General features: G+C 46.5%; 21 protein-coding genes. 11 read left to right on the plus strand and 10 right to left on the minus strand.

Going from position 1 to position 22999, the window contains the following annotated elements:
* Positions 1–41: 41 nt before the first annotated feature.
* On the minus strand, positions 42–1748 hold the full coding sequence (locus L4C34_RS18965; protein ID WP_428790893.1) for a methyl-accepting chemotaxis protein: 1707 nt from the start codon (positions 1746–1748) through the stop codon (positions 42–44).
* Between the two features lie 377 nt (positions 1749–2125).
* On the opposite strand from L4C34_RS18965, the gene L4C34_RS18970 reads away from it, so the two are divergent.
* The 5 genes from L4C34_RS18970 (at position 2126) to L4C34_RS18990 (ending at position 7419) form a co-directional block, all read left to right on the plus strand.
* Positions 2126–3022, plus strand: a complete 897-nt coding sequence (locus L4C34_RS18970; RefSeq protein WP_428790894.1) for a replication initiation protein — start codon at positions 2126–2128, stop codon at positions 3020–3022.
* 303 nt (positions 3023–3325) lie between these two features.
* Complete coding sequence (locus L4C34_RS18975; RefSeq protein ID WP_428790895.1) at positions 3326–4270, plus strand: ABC transporter substrate-binding protein; 945 nt, start codon at positions 3326–3328, stop codon at positions 4268–4270.
* A complete protein-coding gene (locus L4C34_RS18980) occupies positions 4267–6186 on the plus strand; it encodes an ATP-binding protein (protein ID WP_428790896.1) in 1920 nt (639 codons plus the stop codon). The genes L4C34_RS18975 and L4C34_RS18980 overlap by 4 nt, the downstream gene beginning before the upstream one ends.
* Before the next feature lie 95 nt (positions 6187–6281).
* Positions 6282–6707 carry a putative periplasmic lipoprotein gene (locus tag L4C34_RS18985; protein ID WP_428790897.1) on the plus strand — a complete coding sequence of 142 codons (426 nt, stop codon included), beginning with the start codon at positions 6282–6284 and terminating at the stop codon, positions 6705–6707.
* 343 nt (positions 6708–7050) lie between these two features.
* Positions 7051–7419, plus strand: a complete 369-nt coding sequence (locus L4C34_RS18990; protein WP_428790898.1) for a hypothetical protein — start codon at positions 7051–7053, stop codon at positions 7417–7419.
* Between the two features lie 204 nt (positions 7420–7623).
* Here L4C34_RS18990 and L4C34_RS18995 read toward each other — a convergent pair whose 3' ends face one another.
* The 7 genes from L4C34_RS18995 to L4C34_RS19025 form a co-directional block, all read right to left on the minus strand.
* Positions 7624–8382, minus strand: coding sequence for an SDR family oxidoreductase (locus L4C34_RS18995; RefSeq protein ID WP_428790899.1), 759 nt, complete (start codon positions 8380–8382; stop codon positions 7624–7626).
* Positions 8383–8403: 21 nt separating this feature from the next.
* Positions 8404–9327: a 3-hydroxyisobutyrate dehydrogenase gene (gene mmsB / locus L4C34_RS19000; protein WP_428790912.1), complete on the minus strand. Its 924-nt coding sequence runs from the start codon at positions 9325–9327 to the stop codon at positions 8404–8406.
* A 16-nt stretch (positions 9328–9343) separates the two neighbouring features.
* A complete protein-coding gene (locus L4C34_RS19005; protein ID WP_428790900.1) occupies positions 9344–10474 on the minus strand; it encodes an enoyl-CoA hydratase/isomerase family protein in 1131 nt (376 codons plus the stop codon).
* A 91-nt stretch (positions 10475–10565) separates the two neighbouring features.
* Positions 10566–11354 carry an enoyl-CoA hydratase gene (locus L4C34_RS19010; RefSeq protein WP_428790901.1) on the minus strand — a complete coding sequence of 263 codons (789 nt, stop codon included), beginning with the start codon at positions 11352–11354 and terminating at the stop codon, positions 10566–10568.
* Between the two features lie 57 nt (positions 11355–11411).
* Positions 11412–12566, minus strand: a complete 1155-nt coding sequence (locus L4C34_RS19015; RefSeq protein ID WP_428790902.1) for an acyl-CoA dehydrogenase family protein — start codon at positions 12564–12566, stop codon at positions 11412–11414.
* Positions 12567–12577: 11 nt separating this feature from the next.
* On the minus strand, positions 12578–14071 hold the full coding sequence (locus L4C34_RS19020) for a CoA-acylating methylmalonate-semialdehyde dehydrogenase (protein ID WP_428790903.1): 1494 nt from the start codon (positions 14069–14071) through the stop codon (positions 12578–12580).
* Between the two features lie 91 nt (positions 14072–14162).
* Positions 14163–15374, minus strand: coding sequence for a thiolase family protein (locus L4C34_RS19025; protein WP_428790904.1), 1212 nt, complete (start codon positions 15372–15374; stop codon positions 14163–14165).
* Between the two features lie 319 nt (positions 15375–15693).
* Here L4C34_RS19025 and L4C34_RS19030 point away from each other — a divergent pair, with 319 nt between their 5' ends.
* The 6 genes from L4C34_RS19030 to L4C34_RS19055 all read left to right on the plus strand — a co-directional run bounded on the left by L4C34_RS19030 (position 15694) and on the right by L4C34_RS19055 (position 21347).
* Entirely contained in the window at positions 15694–16101 is a 408-nt protein-coding gene (locus L4C34_RS19030) for a MerR family transcriptional regulator (protein WP_428790913.1), read from the plus strand.
* Positions 16102–16209: 108 nt separating this feature from the next.
* Positions 16210–17379: an isovaleryl-CoA dehydrogenase gene (locus L4C34_RS19035; RefSeq protein WP_428790905.1), complete on the plus strand. Its 1170-nt coding sequence runs from the start codon at positions 16210–16212 to the stop codon at positions 17377–17379.
* 36 nt (positions 17380–17415) lie between these two features.
* Complete coding sequence (locus tag L4C34_RS19040; RefSeq protein WP_428790906.1) at positions 17416–19020, plus strand: carboxyl transferase domain-containing protein; 1605 nt, start codon at positions 17416–17418, stop codon at positions 19018–19020.
* 114 nt (positions 19021–19134) lie between these two features.
* Positions 19135–19977, plus strand: a complete 843-nt coding sequence (locus L4C34_RS19045) for an enoyl-CoA hydratase-related protein (RefSeq protein WP_428790907.1) — start codon at positions 19135–19137, stop codon at positions 19975–19977.
* 24 nt (positions 19978–20001) lie between these two features.
* A complete protein-coding gene (locus L4C34_RS19050) occupies positions 20002–20910 on the plus strand; it encodes a hydroxymethylglutaryl-CoA lyase (RefSeq protein WP_428790908.1) in 909 nt (302 codons plus the stop codon).
* Positions 20911–20945: 35 nt separating this feature from the next.
* Positions 20946–21347 (plus strand): acyl-CoA thioesterase, encoded by a 402-nt coding sequence (locus L4C34_RS19055; protein ID WP_428790909.1) that lies wholly within the window; start codon positions 20946–20948, stop codon positions 21345–21347.
* Positions 21348–21701: 354 nt separating this feature from the next.
* On the opposite strand, the gene L4C34_RS19060 is transcribed toward L4C34_RS19055, so the two are convergent.
* Entirely contained in the window at positions 21702–22121 is a 420-nt protein-coding gene (locus L4C34_RS19060) for a hypothetical protein (RefSeq protein ID WP_428790910.1), read from the minus strand.
* Positions 22122–22537: 416 nt separating this feature from the next.
* Positions 22538–22999 (minus strand): IS5 family transposase (locus L4C34_RS19065; RefSeq protein WP_428790911.1); only part of this gene is annotated, 462 nt, incomplete at its 5' end.

The raw sequence follows: 22999 nt of genomic DNA on the forward strand, positions 1-22999 counted from the left end.
AAATAAGAGCCCGGTAGGGCTCTTAATTCTTAGCCGGTGGGTTACAACTTGAATTGTTTTAGGGTATTCAATAAGAATTCCGATTGTTCTGAGAGCTGCTGAGCTTTTGCCAAGATTTGCTGCGAAGACTGATCCGACTGCCCCGACATAACAATAATATTCTGCATCGCATCTTTAATCTCCGACGATACATTGTTTTGCTCAACCGAAGCCGCTGATATTCTGTGGCTCATATTGCTTATTTCTTCTGTAGATTCGGTAATCGGTATCAGTAGCGCGCCGGCCTCTTGTACTAAGAGAGCACTATCACTGGCACGGCTACACCCTTTTTCCATGGCTTGAACCGTTTCACTGGTCCCGCTTTGCACTTTCTCAATAATATCTCGTATTTCTTCTGTAGATTGTTGAGTTCGGCTTGCTAGAGCACGTACTTCATCAGCTACCACAGCAAAGCCTCGACCTTGCTCACCTGCCCGAGCGGCCTCAATTGCCGCATTAAGAGCCAGTAAATTAGTCTGTTCTGCAATAGTTTGGATAACTTCCAGCACGGAACCAATTTTCTCACTTTCACTGGCTAAGCGAACCGATAGCTCGGATGCTTCTTCTAGATCGGTAGATAACTGTGAAATTGATTGCGAAGTGATGTCCACTTTCTCTTTCACTTGATGAGTACTTTTGTCTACATTGGTGACATGCTCGACCGACAAACCTGCGCCAGAAGCAATTTCTTGAGAGCTATGGGTAACGTCTTCGATTGATTGAGCTACCTGTTCAGTCGCTCGAATCTGTTCAGACAATTTATCCGAAGACGATTTTGCATTATCGACAATATCACTAGCCGATTGATTAACTTGAGTCGTATTGGAAATGATTTGCGTCATCATACTATGCAGTCTGTCCACAAACTTGTTGAACTGAACCGCAATATCACTAATTTCATTTTTTCCTTCAACTGTTAGCCTTTGCGTCAGATCGCCCTCTCCTCCGGCAATATCCTCAAGGGCCGAACTGACGGCAACCAATTTACGACGAATAGTGGTGCGATAGGTCAGCACCATAAAGAAAATGATAATAATACTCGCAACGGCCAGCGCCCCAACAATTTTATAGCTAATAATAGAGCCTTGGATTAAGTTGTCTTCAATCTGTGTGGTAACTTCTAACACACCACGCACGTCACCAAGCTTCCAATCATTTTTAGGTGTTTCAGGGTGGCGATTATGACAGTTAACACAACTCTGATTGGCCATGGTATCGGCGATTGCAACCCGCATCCAAGTTTGACCATTTCTGACTTCCGTTGTACTCACGACTTCTTTAGGGTTGCTATTCAATGTGTCCCACGCTCGTTTTTGAAATTCATCCAGCTGGCGAGATTTACGATTGGGGAATGGATAACGACTGTATAAGGACAACTGTATGCTGTTAGCACCGCTCTTGGCGAGTAACTGGCTGACATCATGGATCATAGTGGCAGGAAGAGGGACTGCCTTGTCATCGTTGGCATGATTAATTGATGGTTTAAGGTTTGACCCTCTTAATACTGGACCAATCACATTCTTAGCATAGTATCCGCGTAGCAGTTTGAATTGGTTTACTGTTTTCTGAGCAGAGCTGACCGCCTCTACCTCAGCGTTATCTCTTATCACAGAGGGAATATAAATCAAAAATCCGACAATCAGAGCTACAAAACACAAGACGCTAGGTAGCATCAATCGCCCAAGTAACCCAATATGAAACCCTTGCATGTCATTTCCCTTGTACATCGTTCGTGTAGTGCATCGTTCATGTAACTAACTGCTCATGTAACTTTAGAGAGTCGCCCTTCTTCCCTCAAAAACAGTGTTTCTTCTACTTCAATAAGAGATCTATCTCATAAATAGAGTAGTTAGAAAAATCAAAGTCTTCAAACCAGCAACATCAAATGACATGAGCAGTACGTTCAAGGCTATGCGTTAGCGTCCGTTCGTACTTATTCGTTAGTACTGTCCGTTAGTGTGATAAGTTAGTGTTCTGTATGTGCCGAGCTAGATATTGAAACTGGTGTACTCGACCTAGAGAAATTGCGCGACGAATATTAATGTGTATATTACGAACATTACCTGATTAACATTCGCAATAATTAATGCCAGCACCTGAACCATCTTTTACAACCAAACTTGATCTCAAAGTAAATCACGGTAATAACCTACGCCTAAAAGCGCGCAGGCTATTCAACTATCTACTACTCAAAGCATTCAATACAGACGCTCTAGATAGCACTTACCTCGTTAAACACCAAGAACTCTCCGAACTATTTGAAGGGGTTCCTAGCGCTAATACGCTACGCGAAACGTTCGTCACCCTAGGGGAAGTGAGTGTTGAAGTATCCTGGCATGAAGAAGGTGAACACTACTGGGGGCTAACACCGCTGTTTCAAATTGTATACTTGGCAGGCGATCGGTTTAGTTATCAATTTTCACCCCTATGCCAGCGTATATTTCAGCACCCGAAATACCTTGAACAAATTCTTCTGCAAGCTTATTTCAGCGGTAAATACTCCAACGCGCTATATCAGCCATTAGCCAATCGTTATTTTTCTGGGCAATCTCAGTACCGCGTCAACATCAATGAAATTCGCGATTCTTTATGCCTTCCGAACAACAAACTAAGCAACTTCGCCGATTTTTCGCGGTTTGTCCTCGCACCGTCCCTCAATGAAATCAATGCCCACGCTAGCTTTAAGTGTCATTTCGACACCATCCGAATTGGGCGAAAAGTAACCGAGCTTGTCTTCACATTCCAAGACAAGCTCAGCGAATCCCCCGCGATGAACCAAACAAACAGTCTCGCGGCTTCAACCCTCGTACGTAACCAATCACTCGATAACGTGCACTGCTACTGCATTCTTTTGAATGTCGCTGTCATAATACGAGGCAAACTCTTTGAACAAGCGAAACAAATCAGCGCACGGCAAAACGAGATTCTCCCTGAAACTTGGTTAGATCACCCCGAGCTTTGGTTACATTGGCTAGATAGTTAGGTTAGAGATGCTAGATAGGTAAGTTAGATAAGTTGCGTCACATTTCCTCGCGATAGTGTGATTCTATATTCTCATCCATTGTTGCTCGGCCCCATTTTTGCTTAGTCGTGCATATACGTACACTCGCGGCGTGTTCAAGGCCAATAATATGATAGTTTCAACTAAACTTTATCCCTTTCAGCACGATAGAAGCTACCCTTTAAGCTATATCGATGGATTTATTAGAGTAAGCTGCAAGCAAATAGGTAGCCAGTAAATAGACACCTCACAATTAGACCGATGTCTCGCAAAATGGAGAGCAAAATGAAATGGATTTTATTGGCTACAATCGTTGTTCTTGCTGGGTGTGATAAGTTCACCTCAAATAAACCCGTTAGAATTGCTATCAACCCATGGCCAGGCTACGAATTCCTATATTTGGCCAAGCAGAAAAATATTTTTGAACAGTTTGATCTAAATATCGAGCTAGTCGAAATGGCGTCACTCGCTGACGTACAACGTATTTATGTCCAAGGACGAGTTGATGGAATGACATCAACCGTTATTGAACTGGTGCACGCGGCAGGGCAGACTGAAGACCCGATCAGCATTGTGTTGATTCCTGACTACTCCAACGGCGGAGACGTCATCGTTGCCCATAAGTCGGTGCAATCCATTCCTGATTTAAAAGGAAAGCAGGTAACGGCGGAACTTGGCTCTCTAGGTATGTACGTCTTGTATGAGGCATTAAATAAAGCTGGGATGGAGCTTAAAGACGTCCAATTAGATAATTCTGAGCAGCTAGAAATCGAATCACTGTTAACGAATAGGAAAATCGACGCCGCAGTCACTTACCCGCCAGCATCAACATTGGTGCTTCGCAACCCAGACTTCCATAAAATTTTTGATAGCTCCCAGATCCCCGAGTCAATTATCGATATCGTTGCCGTCAAAGCCTCTGTCATAAAAAATGATCCTGAGTGGGTAAATAAATTTCATCAAGCATGGGGGGCTGTGTTGGAGTATGCGCGAACACACCCAGAAGAGTCTTATGCCATTATGGCGGAACGAGAAGGCACCACAGCCAACGAATTCCAGCAAGCTCTCGAAGGACTGATATTACTCGACAAGAATGAGCAAGAGCGAATTCTGAGCGATGGGAAAATTGAAAAGAACGTCAAGGCGGTTTGCCAAGTCTTGCTACAAAGCAATGCTATCAGTTTCCCTTGTGAAAATGCATTGTCAAAAATAAAAGTTTGGAACCCATGATATCTAAACGTCATAGCATTACTTACAAACTGTTTATACCTTGGTGTATTGGCTTTCTTTTATTTTCAATGTCTTTGATTCTAATCGACAGTATTGGAATCAAAGTCATCGTCAATGAACGCTTGAAAGAGCGCGCTCTCGACACGATAGAAGGACTGACGGTTGCGATTGAACCTAAAGTCACGACACCCAATATTATTCGTATCACCAACTCCATCGGAAGCAATAAAAATGTCGCCTTTATCGCGATCGTTCGCCAATCGAACGGAATGGTTATGGCTTCAAACTTTAATAGCATTCGTGGCAAGTATATCGCGCACGTACTAAAAACAGAATTTGGACAATATTTCCCGAACTCTGCAGATAGCCAAAACATTTCATTCAGTGGCAATACCCAAGACACGTTTAAGTTTATGAAGAAAATTTATCTTAAACTCAATACCAATTTACCTGCTGAGCCTCTCGCCGTATATCTCGCGTTAGATACCAGCTACGAACAGCATGAACTATCCAATCAATTTAATACGTTAATTATCAGTTTGATCGCAATATTCTCGTCTATTTCTTGCTGGCTATTTTTTATAATACGCCGAAATATCCTCATCCCCCTAAAAGCTTTCAATCAACACGTATCCCAATCTGCGATATTATCCGAACACGCATTAAAGACGTTTGATGTGAAAGATGAACTTGGGTCACTCGCTATCGCCTATAATCAGTTGATGAACACGTTAGAGGAAAAAAGTAGCGAGCTTACCCGTGAGAAAGAGCTCAGCGAAGCGGCCTCGAAAGCGAAAAGTGAATTCCTTGCTGTCATGACCCACGAACTGCGCACACCACTCAACGGAATTATCGGCTGTAATGAACTCGTTCAAGACACCCCTCTGAATCCAGATCAAAAAAACCTAATCAAACTATCCAGACAATCTGCGAAACAATTACTCGCCATCGTCAATGATATACTAGATATTTCAAAGATTGAGTCGGGAAAAATGACTCTCGATCTTGTCGAAGTCGATATCATAGACACAACGTTTGGGGCCGTTGAATCATTTCGCTTACAAAGCGATAAAAAAAATATCCAACTAACCTTCGAAAACACTCTCGCCAGCAAACATAGAGTGCTCATTGATGACACTCGCTACCGACAAATTTTGGTGAATCTGCTGAGCAACGCCTTTAAATTCACCGATGAAGGACGCATCACGGTCGTCCTCAAACAAGATCGTGAACTAAGCGACCAGTTATGGATAGAGGTGATCGATACGGGCATTGGGCTAACAGCTGATCAGCAAAAACATATATTCGATAAATTTACTCAAGCTGATTCAAGCACAACACGCAAATATGGGGGAACCGGATTAGGTCTACCAATATGCGCCAAGTTAGTCGAAATGATAGGTGGGCAGTTACAAGTATCTTCTGAAGTTGGTCGAGGTTCGTGCTTCTATTTCAATTTAACCGCTAAGCCCGCGAGCGCAGAAGCCCCCCCTGCCGACGCTTCGGACAACCTAGATATACCCATTGCATTCACTGACGTTAAAGTTTTGATTGTCGACGACACCAGATTCAATCTCGTTGTCGCAGAGCGTTTTTTCGAAAGAGAAGATGTGACGATTGAACTCGCGTCCAGTGGAGAAGAAGCACTCGAAAAATGCCAGAACACATTTTACCACTTAATATTAATGGACTGCTTGATGCCAGATATTGATGGCTATGAATGTTCGCGAAGACTACGGGCAATGCAAAATGATAACCGTAGCTATATTGTTGGCTTTACTGCCAGTGCATTAACGGAAACAGAGCGAGAATGTTATCAAGCAGGCATGGATAGTTTCGTGGTTAAGCCTATTGTTCGAACAAGCGTAGACAAAGTATACCAACTTCTCTATCACTATTTATCGACACAAAAGTAACTCTCCTATTGGAGTATACTCCACCTCAAAATACTGATAAGTTTTAACGCATTCGTCATCATTCAAATATGGCCTTTATTGGCTCAGCTCTTCACATGAAAAAACTATTGATCATTGCCGGGAGCTTGGCGCTTTCTGCATGTGCGACCCATTCCAACACCGATATCAGCACCAGCGAGTTCATTGCTCAGCAAGCACAACGTGTTAACGCCAGAGCACCAAGCACCGACACTTCAGGCATCAGAACCGATGGCGCAAAGGCCAATGGTGACGAGCTCTACCTCTACTACACGATGACTCATTTTAGCAGCGAAGACGTGAACATCTTTTTCAGCCACCGCTCAGAATCCACTTCAATGCTTAACACGTTTTGTAACGAACCAGAAATTGAGGAAGATTTAGACATGCAAGCGCAGGTCACGATAGCCGTGAGTGGACATGACGGAAAAGTAGGCCACATTTTCGACGTCAACACCGATACATGCAACGAGACAGCATCTGATTTAGAGGCCTCGAGATAAGTACAGTTCGCTCGTGTTACTCGATGATAAGGGAGCTTAGTATTGAGCCAGATATAACTCCCTCTTCTAAACAATCACTGCGTCCATAGCGTCCCACCCAAGTAGAGATCAACTAAATTTATTTAACACATGATTATGTGATCTGTCTCTTATCAGCTAACCTATTTAAGAAGGTGCCCTGACTAGTTGTAAGAGCATGTGTACATTTCCATATACTGTACATATCCATAGGTACTGGCAACTAATACCAACTGACCATTACACAAAGTGGAAGTTTACATGAAGTGTATTATCTATCTATCTCTGACGTTCGTACTATCGGGTTGTACTGGCCATACATGGTATGAAAGCCATGGTTGGGGTCCTCAAGGAACGTGGAGCAAGAGAAAATGTAATACACATTGTACGACGTTTGAGGGAGGCACTGGTGATTGTGTCAAATACCACAGAAACGTTCAGCCATACTGTGACAATTGGATTGGGCATTGATACAGAGGAAATTATGAAATATTTTATTAGTATTTTCGCAATTACTTTTTTAGTTGGTTGCGCCCATTCATCCGTAGGGGGTGGCACTTATTGGAAGAATGGTCAGGAAACCGAAAGATTTAATATGTGTATGTCAAACTGCTTAAGCAAAACAGCAGACGGCCATCATTGTGCTAAATTTAGCGACTCCATGGCCAAAACCTGTAAAGACTACCTTCGATAACGAAATTTAATGAGAGCTAATCTAAATAATATCGAAGTCAGAAGCGTATAGACACTCCAGTAAGAGGCTACTTTCATTGATGCGCCGCTAGAAGTTTGTTTGCGCATTCTCGGTAGGCCTCATCGTAATCAAAGAAACAAAAAAGCGCACACCCAGATGTACGCCTAACTTGAGTTCAGTTGGTTCATGCATAACCAGCTTTCACTACATGCGCATGCCGCCGTCAACTTCTAGAACGCGCCCAGTGAAGTAATCATTCTCAAAAATATACTTAGCAGCGTGCGCCATTTCACTGGCCTCAGCAATTCGCCCAACAGGGATCATTTTCTCAAGCCTTGCGATAGCTTCAGGCTTAAGCTGCTCAGCCATCGCCGTTTGTACCACTCCCGGCGCAATCGCCGCTGCTCGAATTCCATAACGCGCTAACTCTTTGCCCCAACAAGTCGCCATGGTTGCGACGGCAGCTTTAGATGCAGCGTAGTTGGTTTGACCAATATTCCCCGATCTCGCCACACTCGATATATTGATGATCACCCCTTTACTGTCAGTTTGAATCATTGTAGTAGTAGCCTCACGCGCACACAAAAAGGTGCCAGTGACATTCACGTTCATCACCATGTTGAATTGCTCTAGTGACATTTTGCTCAGCACGCCATCTTTTTCTTTCACTAGCATGCCATCACGCAATACTCCTGCGCTATTCACAAGTCCATCTAAACGATTAAAATCGTTCTTAATACTTTGGAAAGTTTGTTCCACTTGTGACTCTTGTGTCACATCAAGTACGTAACTACAAACACGCACACCAAACTCGGAACATTGCTGCTGAGTCGATTCCAATCCATCCTGGTTAAGATCAAGCAAGGCAAGGTTGGCTCCACATTCAGCCAACGTAAGCGCCATCGCTTGGCCTAACCCTTGTCCAGCGCCCGTAATTGCAATCACACTATTTTTCAATTCCATTACTGTGCTCCTTATACCCTGTTAGGATTTTGGCTGACGCTGGTAAAACTCAAATAGACTTGAGAAGTCGAGTTCTTCATTGCCGTTAGCGTTGTGCATTGCATACAGGTTGCGCGCAAGTGCACCCATTGGTGTCGCCGATTGGCTTTGCGCCGCTGCGTCCATCCCTAGCCCGAGATCTTTAAGCATAAGTTTACTCATGAAGCCTGGTTGGTATTGATTGCTGGCGGGGGCGGTTTCCATCACGTTTGGACAAGGGTTGTAGAGCTCTAATGCCCAGTTACGTCCCGAACTTTGCAACATAATGTCGGAAAGCACTTTCGGGTCTAGGCCATTTTCAATCCCCAGATTTAACGCTTCACACGTACCCGACATCAAAATCCCCAACATCAGGTTGTTACAAATTTTGGCCATCTGCCCATCGCCCGCTTGCCCCGCATGAAACACATTTTTGCCCATATGATGCAAAATACCTTGGGCATGCTCATAGCCGGCCTGAGTACCACCGACAATGAAGGTCAGTGTGCCGGCCTTAGCACCAGCAACGCCCCCCGACACCGGCGCATCAACAAACTCTAACTCTTTTTCCATCGCAGCCTTTGCCACTACGCGAGCGGATTCGGGATCAATGGTAGAACAATCAATCAAAAACGTGCCCGGTTTAACTAACTCAAGCAGTCCTGTTTCCCCTCCTTCGGCTCCCAAATACACCGAACGTACATGCTTACCTGCTGGCAACATAGTAATCACTGCGCTGGCACCGGAAATCACTTCTGGCAACGACGGCGCTACCGTCGCTCCCGCTGCTTGCAACACTTGAGTTGCCGACTTATTCAAGTCAAACACCTGCACACTCATTCCTGCGCTGAGTAGGTTTTGTGCCATTGGGCCGCCCATGTTTCCCAGCCCGATAAATGCTACCGTCGTCATAACGAATTCCTCTATAAAATTAACTTTGCGTTTAGCGATTGCCTAAAGTGACAAGTGGATGATATTCTTCCGGCCACAGTGGTTGGAAAAGGTTATCAATCACCTTTTTATCAACCTGTTCAACACCTTTGTACTGCCAATGTGGTTCGTTGTCTTTGTCGATCAGCCTAGCGCGCACCCCTTCTTGAAATTCACCTAATACGCTGCTTTGCACCGACAAATTCAACTCAAGGCGGAAGCAATCTGCCAAAGAAAGTTGCTGGCACTGGGTCACTTGACGAAAACAGATTTGCGCCGTGATAGGGCTACCTGCTTGTAGAGTTTGTTTCGCGGCATCAAGCCAAGGCGTTTGGCCGTCGATAGCACAAATGTTTTGTACAACTTGAGCGAGCTCCTCGCCGCTACACGCGGTTTGGATCTGCGAAAAGAACGGCATTAAATGACTATTCGGACTTTGCTCAATCACTTGCTGAGACAAATGATTCAGAATCTGGCTCACCAACTCTTTTCGTTCTTGCCCTTCCTGCCAGTTTTCCTGTTGCAACTCTTGCAGCACCGAGCTTTTTTGCTCTGAGGTCAAAAAGTGATCCGCAAGTTTCACCGCCATGGCATCGGTTGCATTGACGCTTGCTCCGGTAAGACCTAAAAATAAGCCAATTCCCGGTTCTAAACGATTTAAAAACCACGTAGCGCCAACATCTGGGTAAAGGCCGATGGTAACTTCGGGCATGGCTAAGCGCGCTTTTTGTGTCACGACTTTATGGCTAGCGCCCATAAAGAGTCCCATGCCACCGCCCATCACAATGCCATCGCCCCATGCAATAATAGGTTTACTGTAGGTATGAATTAAAAAATCACATTGATACTCAAGGGTAAAATACCGAGTGCAAAAACTTTGAATATCTGTGGCACTTTTCTCTTTCATCACGTGATACATGGTGCGCACATCACCGCCAGCGCAGAAAGACTTTTCACCAGCACCTTCCAACATCACACAAACGATAGAGTCATCGCTTTGCCACTGATCTAGCTTATCGTGCAGCTCGGCGAGCATATCGAAAGTTAACGCATTAAGAGAGTTTGCATTATCTAACGTTGCTAAACCTATTTTCGAACGATTGTCAGCGCACAATAGTTCGTTGAAACTCACATTGGCTGTCATATAACCTCCTCACTTCCCTTGTACTTTTCTGTTCGATATATGAATAGGGCCGTCTCGCGCCCTACCCACTCGAACTTCAGCCATTATTCGCTCATTGATTCTTCCAATTTGGCGAGCGCTTTTCTAAAAAGGCACTGACGCCTTCGGTTTGATCTTGAGTATCAAACAATTCAACAAAATACTCGCGCTCTTTGATCAGCCCGTGTTGCAGCGGTGTTGTACGTGTCTGTTGAATTAAAGCTTTACACGCCGTCACCGACGATGGTGATTGGCTGGCAACCGATTCAGCCAATGCAATCGCCGTTTCTAGCGCTTGACCACGGGGAACTACCTCTTCAACAAGGCGAATTTGCAGTGCCTTCTCAGCCGTTGCTTGTTCACCGCAGAGAATCATCCTCTTCGCCCAACCTTCTCCGACAAGAGCGGTCAGGTTTTGCGTACCACCCGCACAAGGAAGCAAACCCACTTTGGCTTCAGGCAGCGCCATGATTGCTTGTTCTTCTGCAACACGAATGTCGCAAGCTAATGCCACCTCCAAGCCTCCCCCCATCGCATATCCGTTGATCGCGGCAATCGACACACCGCGAAACGCCGATAGTGTTTCAAAGGCTTGACCAAAGGCCATCGCCATTTCAACTGCGACTGTTTTATCACCGTCAGAAAAAAGTTTTAGATCGGCTCCTGCGGAGAAAAACTTATCGCCTTGTCCTGTCAGAACCAGCGCATAAACTTCTTTATTCACGTTGAGAGACAGCACCAGCTCTTTGAGCTGCTGCAAACTGTCTTTGGTCCAAGTATTGGCGGGTGGGTTGTTCATGGTGACAATTGCCACATGGTTTGAGATTGTGGCTTGAATCGCCTTGTGTTCCATTTCAAACATGATTCCGGTTCCTAATTCAATCAATAAAGCGGAGTACTACAAAATTAAAGCGGAGAGCTACAAAATTTCCGCATCACTTTTCAGTAAGCTACGAGCAACGATAAGTCGCATGATTTCGTTGGTTCCTTCCAATATCTGGTGGACACGAACATCACGGAAATAACGCTCCATTGGGTATTCTTTGATGTAGCCGTATCCGCCATACAACTGCAGGGCTTGATCGCATACTTGAAAACCAATATCAGTGGCAAAACGCTTTGCCATCGCGCAATACGTGGTGGCTTGCGGATCTTGCCTGTCTAGCTTACTAGCGGCATAACGGACTAATTGCCGAGCGGCCACCAGCTCTGTCGCCATGTCCGCGAGCTTAAATTGCAATCCTTGGAACTGAGCCAGTTCTTTGCCAAATTGCTTACGCTCTTGCATATATTGCGTTGCTTGATTGAGCGCTTGCTGCGCCGTACCAATAGAGCAAGTCGCAATATTGATTCGCCCGCCATCTAAACCTTTCATGGCAAACTTAAACCCTTCGCCTTCCTCTCCAAGCAAGTGGTCGACAGGAATGCTGACGTTTTCAAAAGTCACCGCGCGAGTTGGCTGACTATTCCAGCCCATCTTGGGTTCTTTGCGTCCGTAGCTGATTCCTTCAGCATTAGCGGGCACCACAAATGCCGATACGCCTTTGGCGCTGCTCTCACCAGTGCGCGCCATCACCACCAACACATCGGTATCGCCAGCGCCAGAGATAAAGGCTTTACCGCCATTTAGAACGTATTTATCGCCTTGCTTTTTCGCCGAAGTGCTCAAAGACGCGGCGTCTGAACCCGCATTGGGCTCAGTCAAGCAATACGACCCGAGCCACTCTCCTGTGACGAGTTTTGGGCAATAGACACTTTTAGCCGCGTCCGTTGCAAAGCTTGCCACCATCCAAGAGACCATATTGTGAATGGTCATAAATGCCGTGGTAGAGGTGCAGCCCATCGCTAACTGCTCAAAAACAATCGAGGAATCGAGTCGGCTCAGTCCCAAGCCGCCTTGTTCTTCAGGCGTATATAGGCTGAGAAAGCCAAGTTCACCCGCTTGCTTTAATACTTGTTTTGGAAAAAATTGCTTTTCGTCCCATTCCGCAGCCATAGGAGCGAGCTGCTCAGCAGCAAATTGCTGCGCCGTTTCGGCAAATGCGCGTTGATCTTCATTAAGTTCAAAATCCATTTTCCTACCTCCTACTTCAACTGAATAGTTAGGTTCGGCCCAGTTGGGATATCGTCATCAAACCAACGCGCGGTCACTGTTTTCGTTTCGGTGTAGAAACGTACGGCTTGCTTGCCATAAGCGTGCAAGTCGCCATAGAAGCTGCCACGCCAACCAGTAAAAGAGAAAAATGGCAGAGGTACTGGGATTGGCACATTCACGCCAACTTGCCCCACTTGGATTTGATGTTGATATTTTCGCGCCGCAGCGCCGCAAGCCGTGAAGATAGAGGTGCCATTGCCATATGGGTTGTTATTGATCAATTCGATGGCGTCTTCCAACGTTTCAACTTCCATGCACATCAGCACTGGGCCAAAGATTTCTTGTTGATAAATCGACATTTCGGTTTTCACGCCGCTAAAAATTGTCGGCCCAACCCAATTGCCTTCGGGCATGCCTTCAACGTGACATTCGCTACCATCAAGCTCACACACTGCGCCTTGATCTTTGCCTTCTTGAATAAGACCTAACACCCGCGCTTTTGCTTGAGGGCTGATAAGCGGGCCATACGCCGCATTGTCATCATTCCATTTGCCAGGTTTTACTTTCTCCATTTCTACTTTCAGGTCACCAAGCCATTCTTTGGCACTGCCCACAAACACAGCCACCGAAATTGCCATGCAGCGCTGACCCGCCGCGCCAACCGACGCCCCAACCAAATTACTGATTACTTGTTGTTTGTTCGCATCAGGCATCACCACCATGTGGTTTTTTGCGCCCGCAAAGGCTTGCACGCGTTTAAAGTGCTGAGTGCCTTGCTTATAAATATATTGCGCGACAGGAACAGAGCCGACAAAAGAGATAGTACGGATATCTGGGTGAGCTAAGAGGAAGTCCACTTGTTTTTTCTTACCATGCACAACTTGCAACACACCTTTTGGTGCGCCTGCTTGCTCAAACAATTCAGCTAGGCGCATCGCCGTAAGGGGTACCTGCTCTGAGGGTTTCAGCACAAATGTGTTGCCACTGGCGATAGCAATTGGGAACATCCATAAAGGAATCATGGCGGGGAAGTTAAATGGCGTAATGCCGCAGCACACACCAAGTGGCTGAATCATCGAATAAGTGTCGATATTACTCGCCACATTCTCGACCATCTCTCCCATCATATTGCTCGAGATGTTCCCCGCTTGCTCAACCACTTCAATGCCGCGCCACACGTCACCTTTCGCGTCAGCAATGGTTTTCCCTGTTTCCTGAGATAATAGCTCAGCGATATCGTCGTGATGTTCCTTCAACAAATGCTGATAACGCAACATCAGCCTAGCTCGTTCAGGCAAGGCTACTTCTTTCCACGATTGGAACGCCGCCGCAGCATTTGCGACAGCGTGTTGCATTTCGTCTTCAGTTGCACAAGGTAACTGGGCGATCACTTCATTGGTCGCAGGGTTCGTGACATCAAGCCACTCTTTGCTGGCCGACTGGCAAAACTCTCCACCAATAAATAACGGAACCGACTTCGTCATAGCTATAGTCCTTTTCATCTTTCACGTTGGCTGGTAAATAATTAATTTATTTGCTTGTTTTCTTTCTTACTGGTGCAACTTTCAAATTCAGTTACAGCGGAATTTCGATCCCGATCGCTGTGGCTTCACCACCACCGATGCAAAGAGACGCAATGCCCCGCATCACTTTTTTGTCATTTGGATGGCCATCAACTCCCAGCGCTTGCATCTGTTTTAGGCTGTGAATCAAGGTAACGAGAATACGCGCTCCACTAGCTCCAATTGGGTGGCCTAGTGCACAAGCGCCACCTTTGATGTTGACCTTGTCTGAATCAATCCCAAGTTGCTGCACCGCTATTTGCGTGATCACCGCAAAGGCTTCGTTGATTTCCCATGAATCCACCTCATCTATCGACCAATCTAACTTGGACAGCAGCTGTTCAATGGCATACACGGGAGCTAGGGTAAATTCAGCGGGGACACGAGCATGGCTCGCGTGACCTTTGATGATGGCTAAAGGCTGTAAGCCCTGTTTCTTCGCTTCAACTGAATCCATCAGTAACAACGCCGATGCCCCATCTGAAATGGCACTGGAATTGGCGGCCGTTACCGTGCCATCTTTGGCGAAAGCAGGTTTTAAGGTCGAGATTTTACTTGGGTCAACGCTGCGTGGGTGCTCATCATAGTCAAGAACTCCCTTGTCTCTAGGCAAGGTCACTGGCGCCATTTCATCGGCAAATAAATCTTGCTCTTGTGCACCCAGCGCCCGTTGCACGGATTGGCTGGCCCATTCATCCATCTGTTCGCGGGTAAAGTTCAATTTATCAGCGATCTGCTGTGCATAGACGCCCATCAAACTTCCTTCATACGCATCTTGCAGTCCGTCTAAAAACATATGATCGTAAGTGGTGTCGTGGCCGAGTCGCATGCCACCGCGGGCTTTTTTAAGCAAATATGGGGCATTGCTCATGCTCTCCATACCGCCTGCAATGGCTGAGCTAATTGAGCCTGCTTGAATTAAATCGTGCGCCAACATGACCGACTTCATGCCTGAGCCACACACTTTATTGATGGTGGTACAAGGGACCGAATCTGGTAGACCTGCACCCAAGGCAGCCTGACGCGCTGGCGCTTGTCCGCAACCAGCGGGCAGCACACAGCCCATAAAAACTTCATCGATATTGTCGGGTGAAAGCGAGCTACTTTCTAATGCCGCTTGAATAGCGACTTTACCGAGATCTGGTGAGGTGAGCGATTGCAATTTCCCCTGAAAACGCCCTAGGGGTGTCCGTTTGGCTGATACGATCCAAATGGTTTTGTCCATGGTTGGTACCTTTAATTAAGAAATTTTGATCACAACAATTCGAACCAAACCTTCTCCCTAGCACTCAATCACTTACCAAACTCTCGCTTTCGATCGATTGATAAGCCTTTCATGCCAACAAAACTCGCAAAGGAATGAAAATTCGCACTGTGATGACTTGACGTTTACGTAAGCATAGCACTAACATTAACGTAAACGTAAACAAACAAGCTCGCAACATTTAAATAAAAATTTATTGTAAGTGTTTCGCGCAGTGGACAGCATGAGAAAAACTGAAAAACAGCATCACCATCAATCATCTAGCGAGGAGCAACACCAAGTGGAAACATTCAAAATCAGTGATCTCGCCAAAGAGTTCGATGTGACAACTCGAAGCATTCGTTTTTATGAAGATAAAGGCCTGATCCATCCATCGCGCCAAGGAAAAATACGCGTTTACCAACGCCGCGATAAAATCCGACTCAAACTGATTTTGCGCGGGAAACGTCTTGGCTTTTCACTTGATGAAATCCGTGAATTATTTGCGCTCTACGATACGCATCAGTGCGATACGCAGTTGGTCAAAATGCTCAATATCATTGCCGAAAAACAAGCCGTTTTGCAGCGTCAACTCCGTGATATTAGTGTGGTAATGAACGAGCTAGATAATGCCAAAGAACGCTGTCAGTTGGCGCTAAAACGTTCAAAAACCGACAGAAACATTGAGGCCGAAGTGCAACAGAAATAGATAACAAAATACGTAAAAGATTAAACACATCAAACGGTGCCACGTTGCGTGGCACCCCACAAAGGCAGCGCAATCGAGGCCTCGCCCGATTGCCGGTTAGGAGACGTTATGAAGGACAACTATCAGCCACTCAACTTCGGGCTTGGTGAAACCATGACAATGTTGCGTGAGCAGGTGAACGCTTTTGCGACAGAACACATTGCCCCAATTGCCGCGAAAATAGACCAAGACAATCAATTTCCCAATCATCTTTGGCCACTCTTTGGCGACATGGGGCTACTGGGCGTCACCGTGAGTGAGAACTACGGCGGCGCTGAAATGGGCTATCTCGCTCACGTCTTGGCAATGGAAGAAATCAGTCGTGCTTCAGCTTCGGTAGCACTCAGTTATGGCGCGCACTCCAACCTTTGTGTCAATCAGATATTTCGTAACGGTACCGAGGCGCAAAAACGTAAATATTTACCCAAGCTCATTGATGGCAGCCACGTAGGTGCGTTGGCAATGAGTGAACCCAATGCCGGTTCTGATGTGGTCAGTATGCAGCTCAGAGCGGAACCCACTGATGGCGGATTTGTTTTAAACGGCAGCAAGATGTGGATCACTAATGGGCCAGATGCGCATACACTCGTGGTGTATGGCAAGACGGATCCAAAACAGAAATCACGCGGCATCACGGCCTTTATTATCGAACGTGGCATGGAAGGCTTCAGTCACGCCCAAAAACTCGACAAACTTGGCATGCGTGGTTCAAACACATGTGAGTTGGTCTTCGAAAACTGTTTTGTGCCCGCAGAAAACGTGCTCGGCGAAGTCAATCAGGGAGTACGAGTGCTCATGAGCGGGTTGGATTATGAGCGCGTTGTTTTAGCCGCAGGGCCACTTGGCATCATGCAGGCCTGTTTAGATTTAGTCATTCCCTATGTTCATGACCGAAAACAATTTGGCCAATCCATTGGTGAGTTTCAACTGGTGCAGGCAAAACTTGCCGACATGTATACCCGCGCTAACGCCGCCCGTGCTTATGTCTATACCGTCGCGGCGGCCTGCGATCGCGGTGAAACAACTCGAAAAGACGCCGCGGGCGTGATTTTATACAGCGCTGAAATCGCCACACAAATGGCATTGGATACCATTCAGCTGCTTGGCGGAAATGGTTATATCAACGAGTTTCCCGCTGGCCGACTGCTGCGTGATGCCAAGTTATACGAAATTGGTGCCGGCACATCCGAGATTCGCCGCATGCTTATTGGCCGCGAATTATTCGAAGAATCCCGCTAACCCGCTCATCCAGTAGTAGAGAGGATAAAAAAGATCATGACCGTTCTTCAATCAAAGACAAAAATCGACTCACCGCTATACGTCAATAACCGACAAGTGATGAACGAGTTAGTCGATAACCTGCTTTCCACCGTAGAAGGCATCAAACAAGGCGGTGGACCAAAAGCAATCGAACGACAACGCGGCAAAGGTAAACTACCTGTGCGCGAACGCATTACCGCCCTACTCGACAAAGGCTCAGATTTTCTAGAAATAGGTCAGTTTGCCGCTTGGAAAGTCTATGACGAACCCATTCCTTGTGCAGGTGTGGTCGCGGGGATTGGTAAAATTCAAGGCCTAGAATGTATGATTGTTGCCAACGACCCTTCAGTCAAAGGCGGAACTTACTACCCACTTACCGTAAAAAAACATTTACGAGCGCAAGAAATCGCGGAGCGCTGCCACCTGCCTTGCGTATATCTGGTCGATTCAGGTGGGGCTAACCTCCCTCACCAAGCAGACGTCTTCCCGGACAAAGAGCACTTTGGCCGTATTTTCTTCAATCAGGCTCGCATGTCTGCCAAAGGCATTCCGCAAGTTGCTGTCGTACTTGGGCTGTGTACCGCTGGCGGCGCTTACATTCCGGCCATGGCTGATGTCGCAATTATTGTTAAAAATCAAGGCACTATTTACCTCGCGGGACCACCTCTAGTGAAAGCCGCAACCGGAGAAATCGTTACCGATGAAGAATTAGGGGGCGCTGACGTACATTGCAAAAAGTCGGGCGTCGCCGATTACTACGCCAATAATGAAGCTCACGCTCTGACTTTGGCTCGTCAAGCCATCGCCAATTCCAATCAACAACCTGAAATTGCCATCAAACCCAACGTGCAACCGCCACGATACGACCCAAGTGAGATCTACGGGGTAGTCAGTGCGGATTTGCGATTGTCGTTCGATGTGCGAGAAATCATTGCCCGCGTCGTCGACGACTCTGATTTTGATGAGTTTAAAGCGCTTTACGGTACCACACTGGTGTGCGGCTTCGCCCGAATAGACGGGCACATGATTGGGATCATCGCCAACAATGGCATTTTGTTTTCCGAGTCCGCGCAAAAAGGGGCTCACTTCATTGAGCTGTGCGCAAAAAGGAAAATCCCATTGGTATTTCTGCAAAATATCACCGGATTCATGGTGGGCAAGAAGTATGAAGAAGAAGGAATTGCCAAGCATGGCGCGAAATTAGTCATGGCGGTTGCCTGTGCCGACGTTCCTAAATTCACGATTATCATGGGCGGCTCCTACGGCGCAGGAAATTATGGCATGTGCGGCCGCGCCTATAACCCAACCATGATTTGGATGTGGCCAAACGCACGCATTTCAGTGATGGGCGGCGAGCAAGCCGCTGGCGTTTTGACTCAAGTGAAACGTGACCGAAAAGCAAGGCAACATGAAAGTTGGCCAGAAGATGAACAAAAACAGTTTAAGCGCTCGATTGTCGAATCTTACGATACCCAAGGTCACCCTTATTATGCCAGTGCACGCTTATGGGATGATGGAATAATCGACCCTAAAGATACCCGAAAAGTCTTGGCTCATGCGTTAGGCGCAGTACAAAAAGCGCCTATTCCAGAAAGCTACTTTGGGATTTTTAGAATGTAATAAGTGGTGGTGAACCACCCTAACCGAGAAATATAAAACGGCGCTGTTGGTGCTACTTAGCTGTTAGTGCCACGCATTAACCAACAGCGCCGTCAATCAGCCAAAGGAAGTGGTATGTCTGAGACTATTTTATGCAACCTAGATGGCCGAGGCGTCGCTACTCTCACGCTTAATCGACCAACAAAACGCAACGCCTTTAATGATGAGATGATCGCACAACTGATCAGCCACCTACACGACTTGAAAGCCAACCCGGAAGTGCGTTGCTTAATACTGTGCGCCAACGGCGAACACTTTTCAGCCGGCGCTGATTTGCATTGGATGAAGGCAATGGCCGACAAGTCTAAGCAAGAAAATCAGCAAGATGCCGAGCAGCTCGCTCAACTAATGAAGCTCATTGACCGCTTTCCCCATCCGACCATCGCTGCGGTACAAGGCTGCGCGTATGGAGGCGCACTCGGGCTTATTAGTTGCGCCGATATTGTTATCGCTCAGCCAGACGTGCAGTTCTGTTTCAGCGAAGTAAAGCTTGGATTGGTGCCCGCTACCATTGGCCCGTATGTATGCCGAGCGATTGGCGCCCGCCAAGCACGCCGTTATATGCTCACTGCGGAAGCCTTCAGCGCCCAACAGGCACAAAAAATTGGCTTAGTCCATAAAATCGCAGAACGTACACTAGTTAAAAAAGAAGGTGCCGTTTCTCTGCATGGAATATTGCACCAGCACCTCACTAACACCATCGAATTCATCCTCGCCAATAGCCCTGAGGCTTGTACTAGAGTAAAAGAGCTATGCCGCCAGTGCGACGAAAGCCCTATCGATGACGACCTAATCGCCTATACCAGTCGACTCATCGCCGACGCCCGAGTCTCGCCACAAGGTCAAGAAGGGCTACGCGCCTTTTTCGACCAACGTACGCCAACATGGAGCGCGGCACCCAACGCAGGTGACGAATAACTCAACTCAGTAAGGAGTGAAACGATGTCAATACATGCCCTGCCTAGCCACGTCACCATTGTTGAGATGGGTGCTCGCGATGGGCTGCAAAACGAACCGCAAGTGTCGACTCAAGCCAAAGTGACGCTCATTAACGATCTCTCGCAGACAGGCCTTCGTCATATCGAAGCTGGCGCTTTTGTTTCGCCCAAGTGGGTGCCGCAGATGGCCGACTCTGCTGAGGTATTTTCCGCGATCACCCGTCAACCTGATATCTGTTACTCCGCCTTAACGCCCAACATGAAAGCTTTCGAGCAAGCGCTCACCTGTGGAGCGAACCAAGTGGCGGTCTTTGCGTCGGCTTCAGAAGGGTTTAGCAAAAAGAATATCAACTGTTCAATCGCAGAAAGCATTAAACGGTTTATCCCGATAATCAACGCCGCAAAACAACACAATATTCAAATACGAGGGTATTTGTCCTGCGTAGCAGATTGTCCCTATGATGGGCCAAGTAAACCCGAGCAAGTGGCGCACATCGCCCAGCAACTCTTTGATCTCGGCTGCGATGAAATCTCCCTCGGTGACACCATTGGCACTGGCACACCGGGCCGAATCGCGCGAATGCTAGAAGCTGTTATGTGGCATGTACCGCGAGATGCCATCGCCGTGCATTTTCACGATACTTGGGGGCAAGCATTAGCCAATATCTATCAAGCTCTCACAATGGGCGTGCATATTGTCGACAGCAGTGTCGCAGGCCTAGGCGGCTGCCCATACGCAAAAGGTTCATCGGGTAATGTGGCAACCGAGGACGTGCTCTACCTTTGCCAAGGATTAGGGATAGAAACCGGCGTTGATCTCAACAAACTCACTGCTGCTGGCCAAACTATCTGCCAAGTATTAAATAAGCAACCGAGTTCCAAAGTGGCATTAGCGCTGGCCAACGGCCAATAACCTCCATGATTCATATTCAATAGCGAGTTTTTACCATGTTCCATTCAACCATTATGCCCCGCTTCACCGACACCGACGCGCTCGGCCATATTAACAACACAGTATTTGCCGTCTGGTTTGAAGACGCACGTATGCCAATTTTTAAAATCTTCCACCCTACCCTTGCGATTGATTCATGGCCGCTTATCGTCGCCCGAGTCGAAATTGATCTGTTGGCTCAGACCTACTGGGGACGGGAAGTAACGCTCAATACATGGGTAGAAAAGGTGGGTAATTCTTCTTTTCATCTGGTGCACGAAGCGTGGCAAAATGATAAAAAAGTGGCCCGCGGTAAAGCTATCCTGATCAATTTTGATTATGACAAGCAGGCTTCAACACCGATCCCAGAGCATATTCGCGGCCAACTGTTTGAACATTCCACTCTAGAGGAAGAATGAAGGCGGCATCAGTAAGGCTATCCAAGAATCCAAGAAGCCGCAACTCGAATCAATCGAGTTGCGGCTTCTTGAAAAGATTACTGAGAAGAGGTGATAGACGGCTCATATCCAGCTCAATTTTGGGCAGGAACTGTTTACAACCTGCGTTTCCAGTAAGCGACTTTGGATTAGGAAATGGATCTCCTCCGGTTTGCAGTATAGATGGCTTTCCTGATGTTTTCTGGATACCTGAACAGAGTATTGAGGTTAGCCTCTGAAATGTCCGGTCTAGCTGGAGAAGAACAGTTCGTTGGCGTCAAAAATTACAAACAACTTTCAACGACTAAAACCTACTTCTTCCGTTGAACTGGTATATCAAGCATCAATCAACTTCCACACCTCTCCTTGATAATTAGATCTCAAAAAAATATGTCCAGAAGACTTGTCGTCTTCCCCTTCAGAGTATACGTTACCTTCCCGGGTCCAGATAGTGATTGCATCCTCCGCCCAATTTGTTGTTGCTTCACATTTGGGCACCTGAATTGAAAGGTTTCCATCCATAGGTTGTGGCTGGAATATTGTCTTAGTTACATCTGGAACCGTAGGGTCTACATCTATTCGGCAATGCCGATCAACCTCAATCTTTGTAATGTCAGTCTCTTCGCTACCAGAATTACAAAAAATCGCTCCGGTCCCCTCTTGATTCACACACGTTAATAGAACGTGTTGATGTCCAACAGCAAAAGCACTTGATGCAACGAAATATAGAGAAACAACAGCTAGTTTTAATTTCATGAGTTACCTCACTGTAATCAATGATGATTTTAATATTATCGCGTTTGACTATAATATTAAATATCTGAATTAATTATGAAACTTAAAAAACTGAACGAACATAATAATATAATAATGTAATGACATTCTTACTCATCCACAGTATAAATATAGAGACCAGTTAATCATTGGTTTAACATTCCACTATCACTTTCCTCATCAATGCCTCATCCTTTTAACTTGTGATTGTTTTTTGTAAATTTTATTTATCAAAAACATACGGGGTATAACGCCAATCATAAAGGTGTTCGGCGTTGAATTCAGGGCTACCATTATCAAGCCAGAATCGAACTATCGCTGAGTATTAAAGTGTCATATCGATGGACGTTGTTGAACAAATCAGGTTGAAGGCAGATCTTACCTATGCTCCGCTTCCGTTAGTGTCTAACAGGCATACCTAGCCCTATGACTTTGTTCATGGCTTTGACATTAGCGAGTGCCTCACCGACTTGAGCGTTGTAATGCCTTAAACTCAATTGACCGCTAGTGAGTCCTTTGTATCGAGACATGGCCGTCTCAGACAGGGAGCGGTCATGGTAACCAGGGTCGATTTTCCATTGGGTTAACGTGTCATTTTTTAACGCTTTAACCGCTTCGTTTCTTGGGTGCCCATCATCCCAAAAGGCCGCATTTTTACGTGGGGGTATTAATGGCGTTATCCCTTTTTGTTGCAACACGTTATGGCACTCCTTTGTGTCGTACGCTCCGTCACCCGATACCGCCTGCACCTTTCTTCGAAGAGGGTTGAGGAGTGTGGGCAACACTTCACTGTCTCCGACATTAACGAGGCTGACTTCAGCGCTGATGACTTCATGGGTATCCACATCAACAGCGAGGTG

Source organism: Vibrio profundum, from assembly GCF_050337555.1.
GTDB lineage: Bacteria > Pseudomonadota > Gammaproteobacteria > Enterobacterales > Vibrionaceae > Vibrio > Vibrio profundum.